Origin of the sequence: Collinsella aerofaciens, assembly GCF_040915425.1 — a bacterium.
GTDB classification, from domain to species: domain Bacteria; phylum Actinomycetota; class Coriobacteriia; order Coriobacteriales; family Coriobacteriaceae; genus Collinsella; species Collinsella aerofaciens_BW.
Map to the genome: position 1 here is coordinate 1 of NZ_JBCPDN010000023.1, position 22,990 is coordinate 22,990.

The window sequence follows — 22,990 nt, forward strand, 5'->3', positions numbered from 1 at the left end:
ATATATAGGTGCAAATAAGCCGTTATCGAAGTTCGATCCTGAAGGTGTACTCCACTACACCAAAGTGTTACCTCGGGAAACGTCACCTCAGTATCCAAAACCACCGTCCTTCATATCCAAACTCAACAAAACCGCAGGTCACGGCTATATAGATACGCCCGGCACCGTGTATCTAGAGGTTTTCGTTGACAGCCCCCAAGGTGGCATCGTATTATCTTCTTCGTTCGCGGGGGCGGCGGTCCAAAAGACCAAAGGACCTGCGGATACTTGAACGATTGGGAGTTTGCCCGAGTGGTTAATGGGGACGGGCTGTAAACCCGTTGGCTCTGCCTACATAGGTTCGAATCCTATAGCTCCCACCCGTCAAGTGCCTGTATAGCTCAGTCGGTAGAGCACTTCGTTGGTAACGAAGAGGTCACCAGTTCAAGTCTGGTTGCAGGCTCCATCCGGCGGTGTAGCTCAGTTGGTTAGAGCACACGGTTCATACCCGTGGCGTCACTGGTTCGAATCCAGTCACCGCTACCATAGGTAACACGGTGGCTTCTCAATAGTATGTTGAGAGGCCACTATGGTATAAAGGCAAAGTCCCGTCCGGGGACGACCTGTTAAGAGGAGGGCTTTATGGCCAAAGAGAAGTTTGAGCGCACTAAGCCGCATGTTAACATCGGCACCATTGGTCACGTCGACCACGGCAAGACCACGCTGACCGCTGCCATCACCAAGGTTCTCTCCGAGACCGAGGGCTGCAAGGCTGACTTCACTGCGTTCGAGAACATCGACAAGGCTCCGGAGGAGCGCGAGCGCGGCATCACGATCTCCGTCTCCCACGTCGAGTACGAGACTGCTGCCCGTCACTACGCTCACGTTGACTGCCCGGGCCACGCTGACTACGTCAAGAACATGATCTCCGGCGCTGCTCAGATGGACGGCGCTATCCTGGTCATCGCTGCTACCGACGGCCCCATGGCTCAGACCCGCGAGCACATCCTGCTCGCCCGTCAGGTCGGCGTTCCCTACATCGTCGTCTTCCTGAACAAGTGCGACATGGTCGACGATGACGAGCTCATCGACCTCGTCGAGATGGAGACCCGTGAGCTCCTCTCCGAGTACGATTTCCCCGGCGACGACATCCCCGTCATCCGTGGCTCCGCTCTGGGCGCTCTCGAGGGCGACGCCAAGTGGATGGACGCCATCCGCGAGCTCATGAAGGCTGTCGACGAGTACATCCCGACGCCTGCTCGTAACAACGACCTCCCGTTCCTGATGGCCGTTGAGGACGTTATGACCATCTCCGGCCGTGGTACCGTTGCTACCGGCCGTGTCGAGCGCGGTGAGCTCAAGCTCAACGAGCCCGTCGAGATCGTCGGCATCAAGGATACCCAGAACACTGTCGTTACCGGTATCGAGATGTTCCGTAAGTCCATGGACTTCTGCGAGGCTGGCGACAACGTCGGTCTGCTGCTCCGCGGCATCAAGCGTGAGGACATCGAGCGCGGCCAGGTTCTCTGCAAGCCCGGTTCGGTTACCCCGCACACCAAGTTCACCGGTGAGATCTACGTTCTGACCAAGGAGGAGGGCGGCCGTCACACCCCGTTCTTCGATGGTTATCGTCCTCAGTTCTACTTCCGTACCACCGACGTTACTGGTACGGTCAAGCTCCCCGAGGGCACCGAGATGGCTATGCCTGGTGACCACATCACCATCGAGGGCGACCTCATCCACCCGATCGCCATGGAGGAGGGCCTGCGCTTCGCTATCCGCGAGGGTGGCCACACCGTCGGTTCGGGCATCGTCTCCACGATCATTGAGTAAATTAGCTCTTTGATATAGCTGACTTAAAGAACCCGGCACTTATATGGGTGCCGGGTTCTTTTCTGCAATGGATATTGAGCCGTTGCTGGTGTCGAGAGGATCGATAATGGTCCTGGATGCACCGTCGATTAGCTCTCGATGGCTTCATTGATGTGTTCCAAATATGAATGGATCCACCGAGAACCAATTGACTCGAGGTTTTCATTGACAGCACTTACGTGGAGCTGATAAAGTAACAACTCGTGCCCGTACGGGGCGGAAATGAAAGGTTCAGGATACATGCGTACTCTAGTTACTCTTGCGTGCACTGAGTGCAAGCGCCGCAACTATACGACCACCAAGAACAAGTCGACCATGCCTGATCGTATGGAGATCAAGAAGTATTGCCCCTGGTGCCGTCACCACACGCTGCACAAAGAGACTCGCTAGTCTCTAGTCACATACGCCAGTAGTTCAATTGGTAGAGCATCGGTCTCCAAAACCGAGTGTTGAGGGTTCGAGTCCTTCCTGGCGTGCCAGTCATTATTCCGTAAGCTCCCACTTGGGGGCTTACGGTTTACTCATGTATAAGCGCATTGCGCGGAGGTAACCCAAATGGCCAACAAGAAGAACAAGAAGAAGGCTCAGCAGTCGGCACCTGCCAACAGCGCTGCCGCCAACTCCAAGGTTGAGGCCAAGAAGGCCGTTGCCAAGAAGAACGAGAAGGCTGCGAAGTCCAAGAAGAACGAGAAGCCTGGTTTCTTCGTCCGCACCAAGAAGTATTTCGCTTCGGTCAAGTCCGAGATGAAGCGTGTCACGTGGCCCGATAAGAAGGAGCTCGTGAACTACTCGGTCGTCGTCTGCGCTTCTCTGGTCGTCGTCGGCGTCGTCATCGCTCTGCTCGATGCTGGCTTTGGCGAGGCTCTTGCTCTGTTCTCTGGATTGAGGGGCTAAACCATGTCTAAGCGTTGGTACGTCGTTCACACTTACTCCGGATACGAGAACCGCGTAAAGTCCGATCTCGAGCATCGTATCGAGACCATGGGCATGCAGGACCGTATCTTTGATATCGAGATTCCTATGGAGCGCGTCACCGAGATTAAAGAGGGTGGCAAGCGCGAGACCAAGGATTCCAAGATTTTCCCGGGTTATGTCTTGGTCCGCATGGAGATGGATGACGATGCTTGGACGTGTGTCCGCAACACGCCCGGCGTCACCGGTTTCCTGGGCGGCAACGGTAAGCCTGCACCGCTTTCCCGCGATGAGTACAATAAGATGACTCGTCGTCCCGGTAAGGGCGATTCGCCCAAGCGCACCTCGGTTGATATTCAGGTCGGCACGTCCGTCCGCGTCACCGATGGCCCGCTTACCGACTTTGATGGCAAGGTCTCCGAGGTTAACACCGAGGCTGGCAAGCTCAAGGTCACGCTGATGATCTTTGGCCGCGAGACGCCGGTCGAGCTCGACTTTAACCAGGTCGCTGTCATCGCTTAAGTTTTCGTCCGTTCGCGCGAGCGTGCTTCTTCTGTGACTGCTCATCTCAGGAGTGCTTCTAACACGTGCGTGCTTACGATATAGCAAGTACTTCACACTCGTGATTCGAAAGGAATGACCATGGCTGAGAAGAAGGTTGCCAACGTCATTAAGCTCCAGATTCCTGCTGGTGCAGCTAACCCCGCTCCTCCCGTCGGCCCCGCCCTGGGCGCTGCTGGCGTGAACATCATGCAGTTCTGCCAGGCCTTTAACGCCGAGACGCAGGACAAGAAGGGCGACATCATCCCCGTTGAGATCTCTGTCTACGAGGATAAGTCCTTCTCCTTCATCACCAAGACCCCGCCGGCGGCTCACCTCATCAAGAAGGAGCTGAACCTCAAGTCTGGTTCCGCTAAGCCCCAGGCCGACAAGGTTGGCCAGCTCTCCCAGGAGCAGCTCACCAAGATCGCCGAGATCAAGATGCCGGACCTCAATGCCAACGACATTGACGCCGCCAAGAAGATCATCGCCGGTACCGCCCGTTCCATGGGCGTCACCATCGCTGAGTAGCGATTTCTTATGGTAACGACGGGTGCTCCGACCGGGGCGCCCGTTAAATGTGTGCAATAGGGCACACGATACGATGTGGGAGGGCTCACGCCCGTTTAACCACAGGAGGTAATGCACATGGCTAAGCATGGTAAGAGCTATAACGCCGCTGCCGAGAAGATCGACCGCGCCACGCTCTACACCCCCCTTCAGGCTGCCAAGCTCATCAAGGAGCTCGACACCGCCAAGTTCGACGAGACCGTCGAGGCCCACTTCCGTCTGGGCATCGATACTCGTAAGGCTGACCAGAACATCCGTGGTTCCATCTCCCTGCCCCACGGCACCGGCAAGACCGTTCGTGTTGCCGTCTTCGCCGAGGGCGAGAAGGCCCGCGAGGCCGAGGCTGCCGGCGCCGACATCATCGGTTCCGACGAGCTCGTCGCCCAGATTCAGAAGGGCGAGATCAACTTCGACGCCGCTATCGCTACGCCGAACATGATGGCCAAGGTTGGCCGCATCGGTAAGATCCTTGGTCCCCGTGGCCTCATGCCGAACCCCAAGCTCGGCACCGTGACCATGGACGTCGCCAAGATGGTCTCCGAGCTCAAGGCTGGCCGCGTTGAGTACCGCGCCGACCGCTACGGCATCTGCCACGTGCCCCTGGGCAAGAAGTCCTTCTCTGAGCAGCAGCTCGTCGAGAACTACGCTGCCCTGTACACTGAGATCCTGCGCGTCAAGCCCTCTTCTGCTAAGGGCAAGTATGTCAAGTCCATCTCCGTGTCTTCCACCATGGGCCCTGGAGTCAAGGTCGATACCGCTGTCCAGCGTGACTTCCTGGCTGAGTAACTGCTAGTTACTGCCTGAGCAAAGCAAGCATTGCTAAAGAAACCCGGTTCTGCCTTGTGCAGGACCGGGTTTCTTACTATCGCGTCAAAAGCACCACAAAGGGGACAGTGTCCTCTTTGTGGTGGTTACCAGGGTGTTCTGGCTGTTGAGGACTCGATGGCATCGTGGCGTTTGAGCTCGCGGCGCATGGTTTGCGAATTGAGCCAGGCTGCCTGCCAGCCACGGATGGGGTAGCGCGTCTGGTCGAGCTCAAACTGCGTATAGCCGCAGGCGTTGATGATCGTCGTTCCACACACATGCTGCCGCTCGCGCTGAAAATCGCAACCGTAGCTTTGGTGCACATGCCCGTGCACCATGTAGTCGGGATTCCAGGATTCGAGTGCTGTGTTAAAGCACTCGAATCCTCGATGCGGCAGATCGTCCAGATCGCCCATACCGGCGGCGGGTGCATGGGTAAGCAGAATGTCGCACCCGCCGACCATCCTAACCTTACGCGACAGCTTACGCATGCGCTTGGACATCTCGCGTTCGGTGTACATGTTGGCGCCGTCGCGATAACGCATGGACCCGCCAAGGCCCGCAATGCGAATCCCTCGGTACGTGTACACGCTGTCTTCCACGCAGATACATCCGCCCGGTGCATGACGTGCGTAGCGGTCATCGTGATTGCCGCGCACGTAGATGAGCGGTTTGTTGATGACCGTAACCAAAAACTCAAGATAGTCCGGGTCCAGATCGCCGGCGGACAAAATCAGGTCGACTCCCTCAAAGCGTTCCTTGCGAAAGCACTCCCAAAGGCATCGTTCTTCGGTATCGGCTATGGCAAGGATTTTCATAGGGCAGGGACTTTCGGCTCATCATCGAGCTGCGGAATGGTGCCTATCACGTTGTCCGCCAGCCAATTCATCTCGACAATCTGCGTGCTCGGCAGCGGAGGGAAGCCTTCGATCTGTACCACGCCGTTCTGACTGTGGAGCTCGCCGCCAAAGGGGTTGATGGATCCCTCGACAATGCCGTTGCGGAGCAACTGCACGAGTTTGCGCGTCTGGTAGGGTAGGCCCGGAGCGTAACGGATGTCGATAACGCCGGAGCTCATGCCATACCAGTAGTTGACAGCGCGCACTTGGTTGTCGTCGCTGGTCTCGTCCCACGTGCCGTGAAGAAGGCTGCGAACGATGAGCTCGTAGTAACGGCCCCAGTTCCATACGGGCATGGCGATGCCGGTGACCTTGCCGTCGACCAAGCGGTGAAGCCCGTAGGCCGTTGGGTCTTCGAGCGACTTTGATATGTCAGCGCCGGTCATGACGCTTACGCCTTCGCGGCACATGGCTTCGGCAAGACCACCGGCGGGAACATCGCCCCAGGTGAGGATGACCTGCGCGCGCGGGTCGAGCAGCGAGGCGCCAATCGCAAAGGCGTTGATCTCGCTGAGTGCGCCCGAGGCGAAGACCGACGCGTGGTAACCGATGCGGTGGTTGTCCGCCATGCTGGCCGCAAGGGCGCCCAGCAGAAACTTGGCCTCGTACATCTTGCCAAAGTACGAACGGACGCTTTGATGGGGAAGGCCGATAGAGCAGTTGAGGAACCGAACCCGGGGATACTCAACGGCAGCCCTGAGCGTGTATTCCATCAGGCGGTGCGAGGTCGAGAAGATGACGTTTGCTCCATGTTTGACAGCCGTTTCCACGGCGGCGTAGAACACATCCGGATCGTGACAGTCCTCGAACGCCTCGGTGCGCACGATACCGCCAAAGTGCTCATCGAGATACTGACGCCCTTGGTCGTGCAGGCTGTCCCAGCTCGACGTCGCACAGGGGAACTCATGGATAAAGGCGATGCGCAGGGGGTTGGCCGTCGAGTAGACGGTCTTGCCCATAAAGAAGTTGAGCACGCCAGAGGTGGACTTGGCGGGCGTCTCCTCCTCGTCGACGCTCGGTGCTTCGACAAGATCGACCTTGTCCTCGTCATTTTTGCCGGCAATGACCAGCTCGCGCCAGATCTTGCACAGGCGGTTTACGACGATATCCGTTGGCGTATCCAGCAGGCGGTCCTGGTTGTACACATTGAGGTAGACGAGCATGGCGTCGGCGGGCGTAATGTCCAGGTGATCGCCGCCTGCGCGAAGGTAGGCACGCTTAAAGAGCAGGAAAGTGTGGCGCAGGTAGTCGACCTTTTTCTGCGGCCATTTTTCGATAAGGTTCTGACCGAGCATCTTGGCGAGCGTTTCGTAGCTTCCCTCACGCGAGAACTCGATCTCGTATAGGGGGCAGACGCGCCAAAACGCGCAGAATTCACCGTACAGGCGGCTTTCGACGGAATCCCATGTGCCGGGGTAGAGACGGGTGACCTTGGCCGAAACCGTCGGGGCGTCTAGGAATTTGAGGACACTGACGCGTTTGTTGCCTTCCTGGACATAGAACCGATGCATGAACTCGGTGACGATGATGGGGTCGCGATAGCCCTCGGTTACCTGGATATCGTAGAGGTTGGACCACTTGCGGGCGAACTCGGTGCTAAACGGAAGCAGGGGCATAAAGTTACACGAAAAGGCGGACTGACGGCCCTTGGTGACCGTGCCGACGACCATTTCGAGCGGAATATCCCTTAGGCCGACATTCTCTCGCTGACCTAAGGGGAGCTGGGCAACCAGGCTATCGAGGTCCGTAAGGTATGGATGCTCGCTTTGGCTGATGGCGCGACGGCGTCCCTGCTCGCCGCGCTTGCGTGCTTGACGATAGGCCTCTTCCATGGTGTCTACTCCCTTAGTCGTTTAAACAACGATATGAACCATGGTACCACGAATGAAAACCACTACAAAGATGCCTGTCCCCTTTGCGGTGGTTTAGGCGATGATGGGGGCGATGGCGCGGATGCAGGCGTCGGCTGCCGTGAAAGTAGTGCTGTCGTCGCTGACGATAAAGATGATCTTGCCCTTAATGCCAAAGTCGCCGATCTCGCTAAAGAGCACATACGGCTCCTTGTCAAAACCCGAGATGGGCGAGACGGCCGTTTTAGTGGCGCTGGTCAGCTCGTCTGCCAGTGCGTCGAGCGAAGCCCATTTTGAGGGGTCTTTCACCGCGACGGGGACGGCTACGCGCCCAAAGGGCATCAAATGCACGAGCGTGTTCTTGGAGATGTTGGAGTTGGGGACGATGATAGTCTGCCCGCAGGCATCTTCGATGGTCGTGTGGCGCCAGGTGATGTCCTGGACCACGCCTGATACACCACCGACCTCGATGTTGTCGCCAGGCTTGATGATGCCCATAAAGGTCACCTGCATGCCGCCGATAAGGTTTGAGAGCGTGTCCTGAAAGCCCAGGGAGATGGCGATGCCGCCGACGCCAAGAGCGGCGACGAGCGCGTTTGCGTTAATGCCAAAGCAGTTGTCGAGGATAAAGCTGCCGCCAATCATCCAGATGACGGCGCGCGCGATGTTGATGAAGATACTTGATGCCGGAAGCGGGTTATCGTCACGGTTAAGCAGATGGTTCAGGGTCTTGGATACGACCTCGGCGGCGACGGCGGTGCCTATCGCCAAGATGACGGCCCAGATGATGTTGTGGACCCACCGTTGCTCAAAGAAATGAAGAATCGGCTCAAACAATTCCATGTAGGGAAAACCTCCTAATGATCGTCCAACCATGATACCCACCAAGAAGCCCGTCCGATCAAATTCGGACGGGCCGATAACTTGAGATGGGGTGGCCGCGGTGGCGTAAGCTGGGGCGCCGGCGAGCACGCCGGCAAGGAGTGCGGCGGTCAAGGCGAGACGGGGAAGAGAGCTTCTCGTGGCAGTTTCCTTAGTCCTTAACCAGTAGTTCCTGCTGACGCTGGATTATCGACATAATATGCGAAAACCGCCGCAAGGGCGTCTGTCCCTTTGCGGCGGTTTTGACGTTTGCGCAGATAAAACCTACCAAAATAAACCTGTCCCTTTTTGGCAGGTTTTAGCTCAGCAGCATGCGGTCGTTGGCGAGCTCGCCTCCCGAGACCTCCTCGAACTTCTGCAGCAGGTCGGCCACGGTGAGCGACTTCTTCTCGTCGCCGGCCACGTCGTAGATCACATGGCCTTCGTGCATCATGATCAGACGGTTGCCCAGACGGATGGCGTCGTTCATGTTGTGCGTGACCATGAGCGTGGTCAGGTGGTTCTCGTCGACGATCTCCTCGGTCAGGTTAAGCACCTTAGAGGCCGTCTTGGGGTCGAGGGCCGCGGTGTGCTCGTCGAGCAGCAGCAGGCGCGGCCTGGTGAGCGTGGCCATCAGCAGGGTGAGTGCCTGGCGCTGGCCACCCGAGAGCAGGCCGACCTTGGCGTTGAGACGCGTGTCCAGACCAAGGTCCAGGCGCTTGAGCAGCTCGACGTACTCATCTTTCTCGGCCTTGGTGACGCCCCACGAAAGGCCGCGACGCTGGCCGCGACGCTTGGCGAGGGCCAGGTTCTCGGCGATCTGCATGTCGGCAGCGGTACCGCGCATGGGGTCCTGAAACACGCGGCCCAGGTACTTGGCGCGCTGCGACTCGCTCAGGCGCGAGATGTCGGTGCCGTCGAGCTCAATAACGCCCGAATCGAGCGGGTACACGCCGGCGATCATGTTGAGCAGCGTGGACTTGCCGGCGCCGTTGCCGCCGATCACGGTTACAAAGTCGCCGTCATTCAGGGTGAGGTCGACGCCGGTGAGCGCGCGCTTCTCGGTGACGGTGCCCTTGTTAAAGGTCTTCTTGACGTGCGAGAGCTTAAGCATCTGCCTCATCCCCCTTCGTGTAGGAGCTGCGGAGCTTATAGCGCTCCCAAACCACGGGCACGCACAGGGCCACAGCGACAATCACGGCGGAGAGCAGCTTCATGTCGTTGGCGTCCATGCCCAACTGCAGCACGATGGCGCGGATAAGGAAGTACACCACGGAGCCAAAGACGGCGGAGGCAAGACGGACGCTAAACTGCGTGAGGCCGCCGGGCAGCAGACGGCCGAGCACCTCGCCGATAACAATGGCGGCAAGACCGATAACGATGGCACCGGTGCCCATACCAATGTCGGCATACTTTTGGCTCTGGCAGATGAGCGCGCCCGAAAGGCCGATGAGGGCGTTGGAGAGCACGAGGGCGATCATCTTGGTGGAGTTGGTGTTGACGCCCAGGGCGCGGATCATGTACTCGTTGTTGCCGGTGGCGCGCAGCGCCGAGCCAATCTCGGTGCCAAAGAACCAATACAGGATGGCAACGATAGCCACGGCGAGCAGGATGCCCAAGATGATGGCAACGGTGGACTGCGGCAGGCCGGTCATATTGCTGACGGCCGAAAACACGGTGCCCTTGGCAAGAATTGGCGTATTGGACTTGCCCATGATGCGCAGGTTGATGGACCACAGGCTGATCTGGGTGAGGATTCCGGCGAGAATCGCGGGAATCTCGAAGACGGTGGTCAAAATGCCCGTGACGGCACCCGCGATGGCGCCGGCGCACATACCGGCCAGCACGGCGAGCAGCGGGTCGACGTTGTTATTGACGATGAGCACAGCGCAGACGCAGCCGCCGAGGGCAAAGCTGCCGTCGCAGGTCATATCGGGAATGTCGAGCAGGCGGAACGTGATAAACACGCCAAGCACCATAATGCCCCAGAGGACGCCCTGCGAAACGGCGCCCTGCAATGCAATGAGCATGCTTCATACCTCCTAGGATAGGGTGGACACGTGATTCACCATAATAGCGGTAACAATGCATAGAAGAGCTGCGGACAGACGTTTTGTTTTACCTGAAACAAGCAGGGCGGACGCCGGTCTACAGCGCCCGCCCCTGTGGCTCAGATATTGAATAACGCAGCTAAAGCGCGAGCACGGGCTCTAGACGCATGCCGCGTATAGCATTACGCGTCCAGAGCGGAAAGGTCGATGCCCAGGGCCTCGGCCATCTCGTCGTTCTTGACGACGACCAGGTCCTTGCTCGAGAGGTGCTTGATAGGCATGTCTTCGGGCTTGGCCTCGCCCTTCAGAATCTTGACGGCCATCTCGCCCGCGGCGTAGCCCAGATCCTCGTAATTGATGGAGAGGGTGAACAGGCCGCCGGCCATGCACATGCCCTCCTCGCCAGTCACGAAGGGAAGCTTGTTCTCCTTGCAGATCTGGCCCACCTGCGAGGCGCCCGCGGCGATGGTGTTGTCGGTGGGGGAGTACAGCGCGTCGACCTTGCCCACGGCAGACTCGACGACGGACTGAATCTCGTTGGAGCTCGAGACGGTGAAATCGGTGTACTCGAGGCCCAGCTTGTCGAGCTCCTTCTTGGCGGCCTTGATCTGGACGTCGGAGTTGGACTCGGCGGTGCAGTAGAGCAGGCCGACCTTTTTAACGTCGGGCAGGACCTTCTGCATCATCTCGAGCTGCTCGGCGACCGGGGTGAGGTCGGAAGCGCCCGTGACGTTGGTGCCGGGCTTGTCGTTGTCCTGGACCAGGCCGGAGGCGGCGTAGTCGGTGATGGCGCAGCCCACGATGGGGATATCGGCCGTGGCGCCGGCGGCAGCCTGCGCGGCGGGCGTGGCGATGGCATAAATCAGGTTGACGTTGTCGCCCACAAACTTGTCAGCAATGGACTTACACGTGGACTGGTCGTTCTGGGCGTTCTTCTGGTCGATCTTGACCTTAAGGCCGCTCTCCTTGATGGCCTTGACAAAGCCGTCGTTGGCGGCATCGAGTGCGGAGTGCTCGGTGAGCTGCAGAACGCCGATGGTGTAGTCGGAACCGGCGGCAGCAGAGCCGGAACCAGAGTTGCCGCCGCATCCGGCGAGCGGGGCGAGCGCGAGCAGGCCAGCGGAGACCAGAAGGCTCCTGCGGCTGATGGTGATGTCCTTCATATCATTACCCCCAGTATAAAAATGGCTGGAAACACTGCACTGGGACAAAGTGCAAGTGGAACTATAGTAGCGCTGATGTCCATTTTTACAACAGCCTGGCGGGTTTTTTAATACAGAATCGGATGGGCGGTACGGGTAGTCGAATGGGCGGCGGAGGGTCTTATGCGGCGGAGGAGGCGTCGTCCTCGTCTAGGGCGGCGAAGAGCTTCTTGCCGTCGAGGAGACGTGTGGTGACGTTTCTCATACGGGCGATCTCGACGGTGCGCAGCGTATCGTCGGTGCCTCGGGCGTCGTAGACCGTTCCCAGCAGATACGAGATGCCATCGCGCTGCCTGATGGCAAAGGGACGGAGTGTCATCCGTGCTGCTTCGGTTTCGCCGCGTGTCGTGACGCTCGAAATATCAAAACTCACCGTGGTTCCGTGGTCGATGGCCTGCTCGACGAGCTCGCACGTGTCGATGCGCTTGATGGGCGTGCGTGTTGCCTTGGTAGCCTTGCTACCTGCGCTTGGAGCGGGTTCGGGTGTATCGAGGTAGCCGCGAACGTCGGCGCTCGCCATGGCAACTAAGTGCTGCGCCATGCTCTTGCGGATAGCGATAGGCGTGGAGCGGTTGCGCATGACCATACCGTGGAGCCGGATGATCTCTTCATCGGTGAGCGGGCGGGTAAGAAGTTTGTAGCCCACGCCGCGTTTGTACTCAATTTCGTATCCGGCATGGCGAAGCGCGGAGATGGCGGTGTAGATGCTGCGCCGCGCCGCCGAGATGGGCATGCGGGCGGGGTCGTCGGGATGGGCGAGGCGCCGGATCAACTCATCGGAAAGCATGGCCTTGTCCTCGCTGGTGTTTTCGCTTAATAGTTGCAGGATGCGAACGGCGCGATAGGCTGCCATCGAGGCGGCGCCTCTAGTCGTGGTGTCGTAGGTTTCAACAGCGGCTTCGGTCATGGTGCCCACGTCCTTTCCGTTTTGGGTGGCGACGGTATGGAGCCTAGGACGTGGGGCTTTCCCAGGGGCGCAGGGCGCTCTGGGCGGTCGGTAGTCGTCGGCAAACGGCGGGTCGAGTTTTCAACAGCCCTGCTCAACTGACCAAAAACTTGCCAAAAGCTTGACGGATGCTGTTGAAAAAAGCGTCTCTCGACCGATGTCGAGAGACGCTTATGCGATGAGCGTTGGCGTGTGGTGACGCGAGCTAGCGTCCGACGATTAGAAGTCGGCGTTGCCCACGGTGCGCGGGTGCGGCAGGACGTCGCGGATGTTGCCCACGCCGGTCAGATACATGACCAAGCGCTCGAAGCCCAGACCGTAGCCGGCGTGCTTGCAGGAACCGTAGCGGCGCAGGTCAAGGTAGTACTTGTACTGCTCGGGATTCATGCCCAGGTCCTTGATGCGGGCCTCGAGCAGATCCAGGCGCTCCTCGCGCTGGGAGCCGCCGATAATCTCGCCGATACCGGGAACCAGGCAGTCGGCGGCGGCGACGGTCTTGCCGTCCTCGTTCATGCGCATGTAGAACGCCTTGATCTCGGCCGGGTAGTCGGTCACGAAGGTCGGGCGCTTAAAGTGCTCCTCGGTCAGGAAGCGCTCGTGCTCGGTCTGCAGGTCGATGCCCCAGCTGACGGGGTAATCAAACTGGTGGCCAGCAGCGACGGCCTGCTCCAGGATCTCGACGGCCTCGGTGTAGGTAACGCGGGCAAAGTCGGAGTTGGCGACATGGTCCAGGCGCTCGAGCAGACCCTTGTCCACAAACTTGTTGAGCATATTGAGCTCGTCGGGGCAGGTTGCCATAACGTCCTTGAGGACGTACTTGAGCATGGCCTCGGCGTTATCCATATAGTCGTTGAGGTCGGCAAAGGCCATCTCGGGCTCGATCATCCAAAACTCGGCGGCGTGGCGCGTGGTGTTGGAGTTCTCGGCACGGAAGGTGGGGCCAAAGGTGTACACGTCGCCAAAGGCCATGGCAAAGTTCTCGGCATTGAGCTGGCCGGACACGGTGAGGCTTGCATGCTTGCCAAAGAAGTCCTGGCTCCAGTCGACCTCGCCGGACTCGGTGAGGGGCGGATTTTTGGGGTCGAGCGTGGTCACGCGGAACATCTCGCCGGCGCCCTCGCAGTCACTCGTGGTGATGATGGGGGTGTTGACGTAGACAAAGCCCTGCTCCTGGAAGAAGCGGTGGATGGCGGCAGCCGCGACAGAGCGGATGCGGAACACGGCGCGGAACAGGTTGGTGCGCGGGCGCAGGTGCTGCTGGGTGCGCAGGAACTCGACGGTTGCGCGCTTCTTCTGCAGCGGGTAATCCGGGGCGCTCGTGCCCTCGACCTCGATGGAGGTGGCAGAAAGCTCGAAAGGCTGGGGCGCATCGGGGGTCAGCTTGACGGTGCCGGTGCAAATGAGTGCGGCCGAGACGTTTTGATGGGCGATTTCGTCGTAGTTGTCGAGTGCCTCGCGGTTCATGACGACCTGCAGGTCGCGGAAGCAGCTGCCGTCGTTGAGCGTAACAAAGCCAAAGTTCTTCATGTCGCGGACGGACTTAACCCAGCCGGCGACGGGGACAGTCTGGCCGCCGAGCGACTCGGCATCGGCATAGAGCTGCGCGATTTTGGTGCGGTTCACGTATCCTCCCATAACGGTTGAATGATAGTTATCCATACAGTTCGTTATTCTAGCAGCTCGTCTCATTTGGGCTATACAGATAAGGCATTGGCGGGATGGTTTTTCAAACGAAAAGCGCCCGCGGCCAAATGGTCGCGGGCGCTTGACGAGGTGCCTTTTGGCTGTGTGGTGCGGGGCCTGGCTACTTGGTCTTGGCTACCAGCAGCGGGTCGCCAAGCTTGACGAGCGGGTTGCCGCCGATAAGCGTTCCGGACTCGCCGACATGGTCGATGCTCTTAAGACGATCGAGCTCGGAGACGATGACGGTCACGATGTCCTCGTGACCAGCGGCCTTAATGGCCTCGCGGTCGAAGCTGATGAGCGGCTGGCCTGCCTTAACCACATCGCCCATCTCGACAAAGCGGGCAAAACCCTTGCCGTTCATTTCCACGGTGCCCAGGCCAACATGGATGAACACGCGCAGGCCGTCCTCGGTAATCATGCCAATGGAGTGGTTGGTGACGGTGGTGGCGCCGATGCGGCCGTTGGCGGGCGCATAGATGGTGCCGGTAATGGGCTCAATGCCATAGCCCTGGCCAAGCATGCCCGAGGCGATCGTCTCGTCGGGAACCTCGTCCAGGTTGACGAGCACGCCGTTGACGGGGGCATAGATGACGCCTTCGCGGGTGGCGAAGCTTGCTGCGGGCGGAACGGACGCCTCGCCGGTCGAGGTGAAGGTGGACTTAAGCGAATCGAGCAGACCCATAGTTGCCTCCAACTTAAATAGGCGCATATCGCGCGTTTGGTTTGCCGGAAACGTTTCATATGTGTTTCGCGGCTTGGTCAACGCCCCTATTCTACGCTGCTCAGCGATACCTCTGAGCTGGGATTATGTGATATATCAGTTGAAGGGAAACTTATTGCTGGTGTGTTTCTGCGCCACGGGTTCAAGTGGGGTACGCTTGAAGGCGAAAAACAAGGGCGCATAATTTGCGCGAAGGGAGCACATATGATTGTCGAGAACCATGCGCTGTGGGGCGAGGAGCCGACCGAGGATTATCCGGCGACGTTTACGTATTTGGGTGCCGAGCCGTTGCCCGATAAACCGAATGGCCGCCGCCCCGCGGTGATCATCTGCGGCGGAGGCGGGTTTACGCATATCGCTCCGCACGAGCAGGACCCGGTGGCGTTTGCATTTTTTGATCGCGGCTACCAGGCCTTTGTGCTCAACTATGTCACGAGTTCTACGGGTGACGTGAGCTTTCCGCACCCCCAGGCAGATCTTGCCAAGATGGTCGCCACGGTGCGCGCCAACGCCGACGAGTGGCATGTCGATCCTAAGCGCGTGTGCGTCGTGGGATTCTCGGCGGGCGGCATGATCTGTGCCTCGCTGGCAACGCAATGGAAGACTGGTCCCTTCGCGGGCCTGGCAGGGGCGCGCGCGGACGACATTCGTCCCGATGCCGTGGTGCTGGGCTATCCATTGCTCGACTTTGCCTATGTGCGCGACATGCAGACGCGCGATCCGCGCATTGACTTGCGCGTGCCCAAGACGGGCGGCAAGACGGGACGCGATTTGCTCAACGACTACCTGTCGATGGTGACGGGCGGCGAGGCAACTGACGAGCATCTGGCCGACATCTGCCCCACCACGCATGTTTCGCGTCAGATGCCACCGACCTTTGTGTGGGGCGTGTCCGACGACAAGACGGCGCCGATCGCGCAGGTCTACCCGTTTGCGCAGCGCATGGCCGAGGAGGGCGTTGCATGCGAGATGCACGTCTTCGACCAGGGTGGTCACGGCCTTTCGCTCGGCAACGCCAACACCGCGGTCGACAACGAGGACAGGCAGGTTTCCGTCCGTCCCTGGATCCGCCTGGCCTTCCGCTTCCTCGAGCGCCATCTGTAAGAGTCCCGGCATCCAAGCCCTTCAATAACTTGCGGTGAAATAGTTCCTATCTGGGGCATCAACCAGCCCATCCAGGAACTATTCCACCGCAACTTCGTTTTTGATGCCCCGTCCGGAAACTGCGCCCCAGTTTTGCCTTTCAAGGTGGGACGCAGTTTCCCATAGGGCCTCGACTGGGAAAGCGCGTCCCGTTTCGAGCGGGGATTCCGGGATGCATTTTCCGTAAGAGGCCTGTTTGGGAAACCATATCCCGTTTCGAGCCGGAATTCTGGGATGTAGTTTCCCCGAGAGGCCTCATCGGGAAACTATGGCCCTGAACTCTCCTGCCTGTCCCCATTGCGCCAATTTGCTGATTGAACATCGTTGTGTGTTCGCGCTATCATGCATGGTTAAATTGGTTAGCCGTGGCAAACGGTTAGCCAAGGTGAACATAAATGCAACGCCCTGTGGGCGCCGGGGGAGGAACACGGACGTGAAGCTCGATACACTCGAGATTGGAAAGGACGCCGTTGTCGCATCGGTGGCATCGGACGATCAGGCACTCCGACAGCATATTTTGGACATGGGTCTAACGCCGGGCACCGAAGTCACCATGATGAAGTACGCCCCCATGGGTGACCCGCTCGAGATCCGCCTGCGTGGCTACGAGTTGACACTGCGTAAGGACGATGCCGCTCGCATCGAGCTCGTGGGTATTCACGACACCGATACGGGTCCGCGCGCTAACGCCGCAATCGGCACGACGGAGCATCCGGCCCTGGGCGAGGGGACGTATTCGCCCCGTGCGGCAAAGACGGCCGTGCCAGAGGGCGCGCCGCTGCACTTTGCCCTCGCCGGCAACCAAAACTGCGGCAAGACCACGTTATTCAACCAGCTGACGGGCTCCAACCAGCACGTCGGTAACTTTCCCGGCGTGACGGTCGACCGCAAAGATGGCACCATCCGTAACCATCCCGAGGCAAGCGTTACCGACCTGCCTGGCATCTATTCGCTGTCGCCGTACACGGGCGAAGAGATCGTGAGCCGTCAATTCATCCTTGACGAAAACCCCGACGCCATCATCGACATCATCGACGCCACCAATATCGAACGCAACCTGTACCTGACGCTACAGCTTATGGAGCTCGACCGCCCCATGGTCATCGCGCTCAACATGATGGACGAGGTGACCGCCAACGGCGGCGCCGTGGACGTCAACCTGCTCGAGAGCCTGTTGGGCGTGCCCGTTGTTCCCATTAGCGCTGCCCGCAACGAGGGTATCGGCGAGTTGGTGGATCATGCCTTGCACGTGGCGCGGTTCCGCGAGCGCCCTGGTCGCCTGGACTTTTGCGCGCCCGACGGTCCGGACGGCGGTGCGCTGCATCGCTGCATCCACGGTATTGCTAACCTGATCGAGGACCATGCCGTGACGGCGCACATCCCGGTGCGCTTTGCGGCGACCAAGCTGGTCGAGGGCGATGAGCTGGTAACCGAGGCGCTTCACCTGGATCGCAATGAGCTCGACGCTATCGAGCACATCATTACCCAGATGGAGGGCGAGGCCGGCACCGACCGCCTGTCCGCGCTGGCCGATATGCGCTTTAGCTTTATCGGCGACGTGTGCGGGCGCTGCGTCGTCAAACCGCACGAAAGCCGCGAGCACGTGCGCTCCGTCAAGATCGACCGCATCCTGACGGGTCGCTACACGGCCATTCCGGCGTTCCTGGTGATCATGGGCCTCGTCTTTTGGCTGACGTTTGGCGTGATCGGCGCGGCGTTGCAGGGACTCATGGAGGACGGTATCGCTGCTATCATCGCCTCGGCCGATGCGGGCCTCAAGGCGTTCGGCACCAACGACGTGGTGCGCTCGCTGGCTGTCGACGGCGTGCTTACGGGCGTGGGCAGTGTGCTGACCTTCCTGCCGATTATCGTCGTGCTCTTCTTGTTCCTCTCCATTCTGGAAGACTCGGGCTACATGGCGCGCGTCGCCTTTGTCATGGATAAGGTGCTGCGTCGTTTTGGCCTGTCGGGCCGCAGCTTTGTACCCATGCTCGTCGGGTTTGGCTGCACCGTGCCGGCTATCATGTCGACCCGTACGCTCCCATCCGAGCACGACCGCAAGATGACGGTCATGCTCACGCCGTTCATGAGCTGCTCGGCCAAGTTGCCGGTCTATGGTCTGCTGTGCGGGGCGTTTTTCCCACAGGCGACGGTTCCCGCCATGGTCTCGCTCTATCTGATCGGCATTGCGGTTGGCTGTATCGCGGCTTTGGTACTCAACCGCACGGCATTTAAGGGCGACCCGGTGCCGTTTATCATGGAGCTGCCCAATTACCGCCTGCCGAGCGTCAAGACGACGGTGATGCTGGCATGGGATAAGGCCAAAGACTTTATTACCAAGGCCTTTACCATTATCTTTGCCGCTACCGTGGTCATCTGGTTCCTTCAGACGTTCGACATCCGCTTTAATGTGGTCGCCGATCAGTCGCAGAGTCTGCTTGCGGGTCTCGGCAGCATCATTGCGCCGGCGCTGACGCCGCTTGGGTTTGGCGACTGGCGTGCATCCACGGCGCTCGTCACCGGACTTATCGCCAAGGAGAGTGTCATCTCGACCCTCACGGTGCTTTTGGGCGCGACCTCGCCCGCGGCACTGTCGACCATGTTTTCGCCGTTCACTGCCTATGTGTTCCTGGTCTTTACGCTGCTGTACCCGCCCTGTGTGGCAGCCATCGGCGCCGTCAAGAGCGAGCTGGGCGCGCGCTACGCCGTTGCCGTGTTCGCGTTTCAAGTGACGGTCGCCTGGATCGTGGCGTTTGTCGTGCATTCGGCGGGCATATTGCTGGGGTTGGCTTAGTTATTTATTGGCGGCGCAACCTCTGTGTATTGAGTTGATTGCGGCCCCGCATCTGTACTGACGGATGCGGGGCCGTTGCTATATAATCGCCTCCGCTCAAAATGATTGGAGACGTTATATATGAGTCAGGCAAGGCAAGACGGCATTACGCTCAGGCAGTGGCTCCCGCTCGTCGGGCTCACCTGCTGTGCGTTCGTGTTCAACACGTCGGAGTTTATGCCCATCGGCCTTTTGACTGATATCGCCGCGTCGTTCTCGCTCACCGAGGCCCAGGCGGGCATCATGATCTCGGTCTATGCCTGGGGCGTCATGCTGCTGTCGTTGCCGCTCATGGTGTTCGCTTCGCGTTTCGAGTTCAAGCGGATGCTGCTGGGCGTGCTCGCCGTGTTCTCGCTGGGCCAGTTCCTGTCCGCCTTGGCACCGACCTATCCCATCTTAGTCTGCGCGCGCCTGGTGGTTGCCTGCGCGCACGCCGTGTTCTGGTCGGTCGCCTCGATCATGGCGTCGCGCCTGGTTGACACACGCCACGGGGCGCTCGCTATCAGCATGATCGCCACGGGCTCTTCCATCGCACAGATCTTTGGCCTGCCGCTCGGTCGCGCCATTGGCTTGGCCGTGGGCTGGCGCATGACGTTTGCCGTGGTCGGAGCGCTGTCTGCTGTCGCGGTCGTCTACCAGGCCACGGTGTTCCCTGCCATGCCAGCGGGCGAGCGTTTTACGCTCAAGCAGCTGCCCGAGCTGCTCAAGAACCCGTTCCTCATCGCGCTCTACGCAGTCACGGTCTTCATGGCGACCGGCTATTACGCAAGCTACAGCTATATCGAGCCCTTCCTGGCGCAGGTCGCGCACGTCGATGCGGGCGCCATTACCATGACGTTGACGGCGTTTGGCTGCTCTGGTTTGCTCGGAAGCTGGCTGTTTGGCCGCCTGTTCGATGGGCATCGCTTCCCGTTCTTGGCTATCACGCTCTCCGGCGTGCCGGTGGCTCTGCTGCTCATGGGTCCGGCCGCATCGTCACTCGCCGCGGTTCTCGCTGTGTGCGCACTGTGGGGTTGCTGCGCCACGGCCTTTAACGTGGCGTTTCAGGCCGAGCTCATCAAGCACACGCCGGCAGATTCGTCGGCCGTCGCCATGTCGATCTTCTCGGGCCTGTTCAACCTCGGTATCGGCACGGGTACCGCGATCGGCGGAGCCGTGGTTTCGGGTCCCGGTATCGCCTGGATCGGCTTTGTGGGCGGGGCGATTGCCGTCGTGGGCGTTATCCTCGCCATCACGGTGATGTTCCCAGCCATCCGCCGCGCCAAGCCCGTCGCCTAGCCACGTCCCCTCATCAGTTGCGGTGGAATAGTTCCTGTTTAAGGCCTTTGAAGGCCCAAGCAGGAACTATTCCACCGCAACTTATTTTGGGGGAGGGGATACAAGCTGGGCATACAATGGATGTCGTTGTGTTGAGCTTACCGGGAGGTTGCTATGTGGGCATACGAGACGACGTTCTATCAGATCTATCCGCTGGGCTTTTGCGGGGCTCCGCGCGAAAACGCCGCACCCGTTGCCGAGGATGAGCTCGCCCAGGCTGCCAACGCCGCGCCCAACCCCGATGCTCCTATCATGAAAATCGCCCAATGGGCCGACTACCTGCAAGAACTCGGTATTGGCGTTGTGCTGATCAACCCGCCGCTCGAGTCTGATAGCCACGGCTACGATACGCGCAGCCTGCGCCATATCGACCGCCGCCTGGGTGGGGATGCCGATTTTGCTGCCGTATGCGAGACGCTGCACGACCACGGCATCCGCGTGGTACTCGACGCGGTCTTCAACCATGTGGGCCGTGGCTTTTGGGCCTTCCGCGATGTACAGGAGCGCAAGTGGGACTCGCCCTACAAGGACTGGTTCCACATTAGCTTTGACGGCGACTCCTGCTATGGCGACGGCTTTTGGTACGAGGGCTGGGAAGGCCATTTTGAGCTTGTGAAGCTCAACCTGCAAAATCCCGCTGTGGTCGATTACCTGCTCGAGTCCGTGCGCCGTTGGGCCGAGGTCTTTGGCGTCGACGGCCTGCGCCTGGACGTCGCCTATATGCTCGACCGCGACTTTATGCGCCGTCTGCATACTTTTACCCGTGAGCTCAAGCCTGACTTCGTGCTGATCGGCGAGACGCTCCACGGCGACTACAACCAGATCGTCAACGACGAGATGCTCGACTCCTGCACCAACTACGAGTGTTACAAGGGCCTTTACTCCAGCTTTAATTCGGTCAACATGTTCGAGATTGCCCATTCGTTGCATCGCCAGTTTGGCGGCGATCCGTGGTGCATCTACCGCGGCAAACACCTGCTGTCGTTTGCCGACAACCACGACGTGCCGCGCCTGGCGAGCATCCTTACCGACAAATCGTGCCTGCGTCCCGCCTATGGCATGCTCTTTGGCATGCCGGGCATCCCGTGCGTCTACTATGGCAGCGAGTGGGGAATTGCCGGCGAAAAGGGTGGCCCCGATGGCGACTGGGCGCTGCGGCCTGCGCTCAATGAGCCTGCGCCCAACGAGCTGACGGCGTTCATCACGCAGCTTGCGCACCTTCGCTCGGCCGATGACGCGGCGGCCCGTGCTCTCAGCTACGGTGCCTATCGCAACGTGGTGATCCAGAACAAGCAGCTGCTGTTCGAGCGCGCCTGCGACGACGCGGCGGTGCTCGTGGCGGTGAATGCCGTGGGTGAGCCTTACAGCTTTGGCGCCGGCGAACTCAACGGCTCCTTCGTCGACCTGCTTGCCGACGATGCGCCCACGGTCGAGCTGACGGGTACCCTTGAGCTTGCACCCTACGAGGTGCGCTATCTGTTGAGAGCCTAGCCCATGGCCGTGTCTGACGAGGGCTATCAACATATTGAGCATGGGTTTGAGCCCGTGTTTGACGAGCACTCGCGCGTTTTGGTGCTCGGGTCGTTTCCCTCGGTGCTTTCGCGCGCCAATGCCTTTTATTACGGCAACCCTCAGAATCGCTTTTGGCGTGTGATGGCCACGTGCCTCGGTATGCCTGTGCCGCCCAACGAGGGCGATCCTTTGGCAAGCGGTGAGCCCGCGACGCTCGATGCCTCCATTGCCGCCAAGCGGGCCATGCTGCTGAACGGCGGCGTGGCCCTGTGGGATGTGGTCGAGAGCTGCGACATTAAGGGCTCGAGCGACGCGAGCATCCGCAACGTTGTGCCGGCACATATCGAGCGCATTACCGGCGCAGCTCCCATTGAGCAGGTGATATGCAACGGTGGTAAAGCTGGCCGGCTCTACAAGCGCTATCTACAAGAACGCACCGGGCTGCCCGCCATCGCCCTGCCCTCGACAAGTCCTGCCAATGCCGCCTGGCGCCTGGAACGCCTTGTCGAGCGCTGGCGCGATGCCGTTGATTGGGGCGCTCTGTAATTTAGATATCTGATTGGGCGCGGGTGCCGAGGCGTTTCATGATGGCATGCCAGATCGGTGCGGGCAGCGCGGGCTTGGCGCGCACCATGCCGTCGGCATCGACGCTACCGGCATTGCCACCGCCAAGCAGCTGCGCATGCTCAATGGAACAGCCCATGCGCACGGCGCCCACAAGCTTATCCATCGCTTCGGAAAACGGTCGGCGCAAGAGGCCCATGCGCGGGGAGTGGCGAAGCGCTGCGATGCCGGTGCCGGTGCAGACGACAATGCCACCGCACCACGACAACCCCCGACGCTCGCACGCTTCGCGCAGATGGCCAACGACCGTGTGCGCTCGCTCGGGACTCCCGCAGTCGGCTTGAACAACGACATAGACGCGCGTTTCCGTGCCCCCAAGGCAATCAAGCGCCTGCTCAACGACGCTCATCGCCTCGTAATTGAGCGCATTCTCAACAGCGAATACAATACCGTCCGCAGCGCTGCCGTCATCGTCCGACTCCAGAGCGACCAGACGGGGGAGCGAAGTACCGGAAAGCCGGGCATAGGCCGCGATGGCATCTTGCAGGTCCCAGAGCAAAAACTCAAGATCGGCACTATTGGGAATGCTGATATACGCAATGGTTTGCAGCGTTTTTGGTACATCGCTGCGTGCGGTCGTCTCCATGCCGCCTCCTTTCCGGTTGGTTTCCGTTTAGGTTACACCGTCTGGTGGCGCTCCGCCGCGCTATCCTAGTGCAACCCTTACG

General features: G+C 59.8%; 22 protein-coding genes and 4 tRNA genes. 16 read left to right on the forward strand and 10 right to left on the reverse strand.

Translation table 11 applies throughout. From position 1 onward, the window contains the following. The 11 genes from AB5164_RS04630 to rplA all read left to right on the forward strand — a co-directional run. Window positions 1–271: hypothetical protein (locus AB5164_RS04630; protein WP_368147853.1), on the forward strand; the 271-nt coding region annotated here is incomplete at its 5' end. 6 nt (window positions 272–277) lie between these two features. Further along, a tRNA-Tyr gene (locus tag AB5164_RS04635) sits at window positions 278–359 on the forward strand. 10 nt (window positions 360–369) lie between these two features. Beyond that, a tRNA-Thr gene (locus AB5164_RS04640) sits at window positions 370–445 on the forward strand. A 3-nt stretch (window positions 446–448) separates the two neighbouring features. Continuing rightward, window positions 449–525 (forward strand) — tRNA-Met (locus tag AB5164_RS04645). Window positions 526–621: 96 nt separating this feature from the next. Next, window positions 622–1,812: an elongation factor Tu gene (gene tuf, locus AB5164_RS04650; RefSeq protein WP_035137538.1), complete on the forward strand. Its 1,191-nt coding sequence runs from the start codon at window positions 622–624 to the stop codon at window positions 1,810–1,812. Window positions 1,813–2,091: 279 nt separating this feature from the next. Then, window positions 2,092–2,241, forward strand: coding sequence for a 50S ribosomal protein L33 (gene rpmG / locus AB5164_RS04655; protein WP_022093895.1), 150 nt, complete (start codon window positions 2,092–2,094; stop codon window positions 2,239–2,241). Between the two features lie 13 nt (window positions 2,242–2,254). After that, window positions 2,255–2,330: transfer RNA gene (locus AB5164_RS04660), tRNA-Trp, on the forward strand. 76 nt (window positions 2,331–2,406) lie between these two features. Continuing rightward, entirely contained in the window at window positions 2,407–2,745 is a 339-nt protein-coding gene (gene secE, locus AB5164_RS04665) for a preprotein translocase subunit SecE (RefSeq protein WP_368142471.1), read from the forward strand. 3 nt (window positions 2,746–2,748) lie between these two features. After that, a complete protein-coding gene (gene nusG / locus AB5164_RS04670; protein WP_006234984.1) occupies window positions 2,749–3,285 on the forward strand; it encodes a transcription termination/antitermination protein NusG in 537 nt (178 codons plus the stop codon). Between the two features lie 120 nt (window positions 3,286–3,405). Further along, window positions 3,406–3,834 (forward strand): 50S ribosomal protein L11, encoded by a 429-nt coding sequence (gene rplK / locus AB5164_RS04675; protein ID WP_022093893.1) that lies wholly within the window; start codon window positions 3,406–3,408, stop codon window positions 3,832–3,834. A gap of 117 nt (window positions 3,835–3,951) precedes the next feature. Continuing rightward, window positions 3,952–4,659, forward strand: a complete 708-nt coding sequence (gene rplA / locus AB5164_RS04680; protein WP_368142472.1) for a 50S ribosomal protein L1 — start codon at window positions 3,952–3,954, stop codon at window positions 4,657–4,659. A gap of 125 nt (window positions 4,660–4,784) precedes the next feature. On the opposite strand, the gene AB5164_RS04685 is transcribed toward rplA, so the two are convergent. The 9 genes from AB5164_RS04685 to AB5164_RS04725 all read right to left on the reverse strand — a co-directional run bounded on the left by AB5164_RS04685 (window position 4,785) and on the right by AB5164_RS04725 (window position 14,854). Beyond that, on the reverse strand, window positions 4,785–5,495 hold the full coding sequence (locus tag AB5164_RS04685) for a metallophosphoesterase family protein (RefSeq protein WP_368135997.1): 711 nt from the start codon (window positions 5,493–5,495) through the stop codon (window positions 4,785–4,787). Further along, window positions 5,492–7,408 (reverse strand): BMP family ABC transporter substrate-binding protein, encoded by a 1,917-nt coding sequence (locus AB5164_RS04690; RefSeq protein WP_368142473.1) that lies wholly within the window; start codon window positions 7,406–7,408, stop codon window positions 5,492–5,494. Before AB5164_RS04690 ends, AB5164_RS04685 begins: the two co-directional genes overlap by 4 nt. Window positions 7,409–7,501: 93 nt before the next feature. Then, the gene (locus AB5164_RS04695; RefSeq protein ID WP_368142474.1) at window positions 7,502–8,269 is read right to left on the reverse strand and encodes a mechanosensitive ion channel family protein; all 768 of its coding nucleotides are present in this window, start codon (window positions 8,267–8,269) and stop codon (window positions 7,502–7,504) included. Window positions 8,270–8,606: 337 nt separating this feature from the next. Continuing rightward, on the reverse strand, window positions 8,607–9,401 hold the full coding sequence (locus AB5164_RS04700; protein ID WP_055250279.1) for an ABC transporter ATP-binding protein: 795 nt from the start codon (window positions 9,399–9,401) through the stop codon (window positions 8,607–8,609). After that, on the reverse strand, window positions 9,394–10,317 hold the full coding sequence (locus AB5164_RS04705; protein ID WP_006234992.1) for an ABC transporter permease: 924 nt from the start codon (window positions 10,315–10,317) through the stop codon (window positions 9,394–9,396). Before AB5164_RS04705 ends, AB5164_RS04700 begins: the two co-directional genes overlap by 8 nt. A gap of 203 nt (window positions 10,318–10,520) precedes the next feature. Beyond that, complete coding sequence (locus AB5164_RS04710; RefSeq protein WP_022093885.1) at window positions 10,521–11,501, reverse strand: ABC transporter substrate-binding protein; 981 nt, start codon at window positions 11,499–11,501, stop codon at window positions 10,521–10,523. 160 nt (window positions 11,502–11,661) lie between these two features. Next, window positions 11,662–12,447 carry a hypothetical protein gene (locus AB5164_RS04715; protein WP_368142475.1) on the reverse strand — a complete coding sequence of 262 codons (786 nt, stop codon included), beginning with the start codon at window positions 12,445–12,447 and terminating at the stop codon, window positions 11,662–11,664. 258 nt (window positions 12,448–12,705) lie between these two features. Beyond that, on the reverse strand, window positions 12,706–14,109 hold the full coding sequence (asnS, locus tag AB5164_RS04720; RefSeq protein ID WP_368142476.1) for an asparagine--tRNA ligase: 1,404 nt from the start codon (window positions 14,107–14,109) through the stop codon (window positions 12,706–12,708). A gap of 181 nt (window positions 14,110–14,290) precedes the next feature. Beyond that, entirely contained in the window at window positions 14,291–14,854 is a 564-nt protein-coding gene (locus tag AB5164_RS04725) for a PTS sugar transporter subunit IIA (protein WP_022093882.1), read from the reverse strand. A gap of 243 nt (window positions 14,855–15,097) precedes the next feature. Between AB5164_RS04725 and AB5164_RS04730 the strand changes: the two genes are divergently transcribed. The 5 genes from AB5164_RS04730 to AB5164_RS04750 all read left to right on the forward strand — a co-directional run bounded on the left by AB5164_RS04730 (window position 15,098) and on the right by AB5164_RS04750 (window position 22,244). Continuing rightward, on the forward strand, window positions 15,098–15,997 hold the full coding sequence (locus tag AB5164_RS04730) for an alpha/beta hydrolase (protein ID WP_368142477.1): 900 nt from the start codon (window positions 15,098–15,100) through the stop codon (window positions 15,995–15,997). A 472-nt stretch (window positions 15,998–16,469) separates the two neighbouring features. After that, window positions 16,470–18,830, forward strand: a complete 2,361-nt coding sequence (gene feoB / locus AB5164_RS04735; protein WP_368142478.1) for a ferrous iron transport protein B — start codon at window positions 16,470–16,472, stop codon at window positions 18,828–18,830. Window positions 18,831–18,950: 120 nt separating this feature from the next. Further along, window positions 18,951–20,147 carry an MFS transporter gene (locus tag AB5164_RS04740; RefSeq protein WP_195232353.1) on the forward strand — a complete coding sequence of 399 codons (1,197 nt, stop codon included), beginning with the start codon at window positions 18,951–18,953 and terminating at the stop codon, window positions 20,145–20,147. Between the two features lie 153 nt (window positions 20,148–20,300). Continuing rightward, window positions 20,301–21,677, forward strand: coding sequence for an alpha-amylase family glycosyl hydrolase (locus tag AB5164_RS04745; RefSeq protein WP_368142479.1), 1,377 nt, complete (start codon window positions 20,301–20,303; stop codon window positions 21,675–21,677). Window positions 21,678–21,680: 3 nt separating this feature from the next. Further along, window positions 21,681–22,244: a uracil-DNA glycosylase family protein gene (locus AB5164_RS04750; protein WP_368142480.1), complete on the forward strand. Its 564-nt coding sequence runs from the start codon at window positions 21,681–21,683 to the stop codon at window positions 22,242–22,244. Window position 22,245: 1 nt separating this feature from the next. Here AB5164_RS04750 and AB5164_RS04755 read toward each other — a convergent pair whose 3' ends face one another. Next, window positions 22,246–22,908 (reverse strand): hypothetical protein, encoded by a 663-nt coding sequence (locus tag AB5164_RS04755; RefSeq protein WP_368142481.1) that lies wholly within the window; start codon window positions 22,906–22,908, stop codon window positions 22,246–22,248. Between the last annotated feature and the right edge of the window lie 82 nt (window positions 22,909–22,990).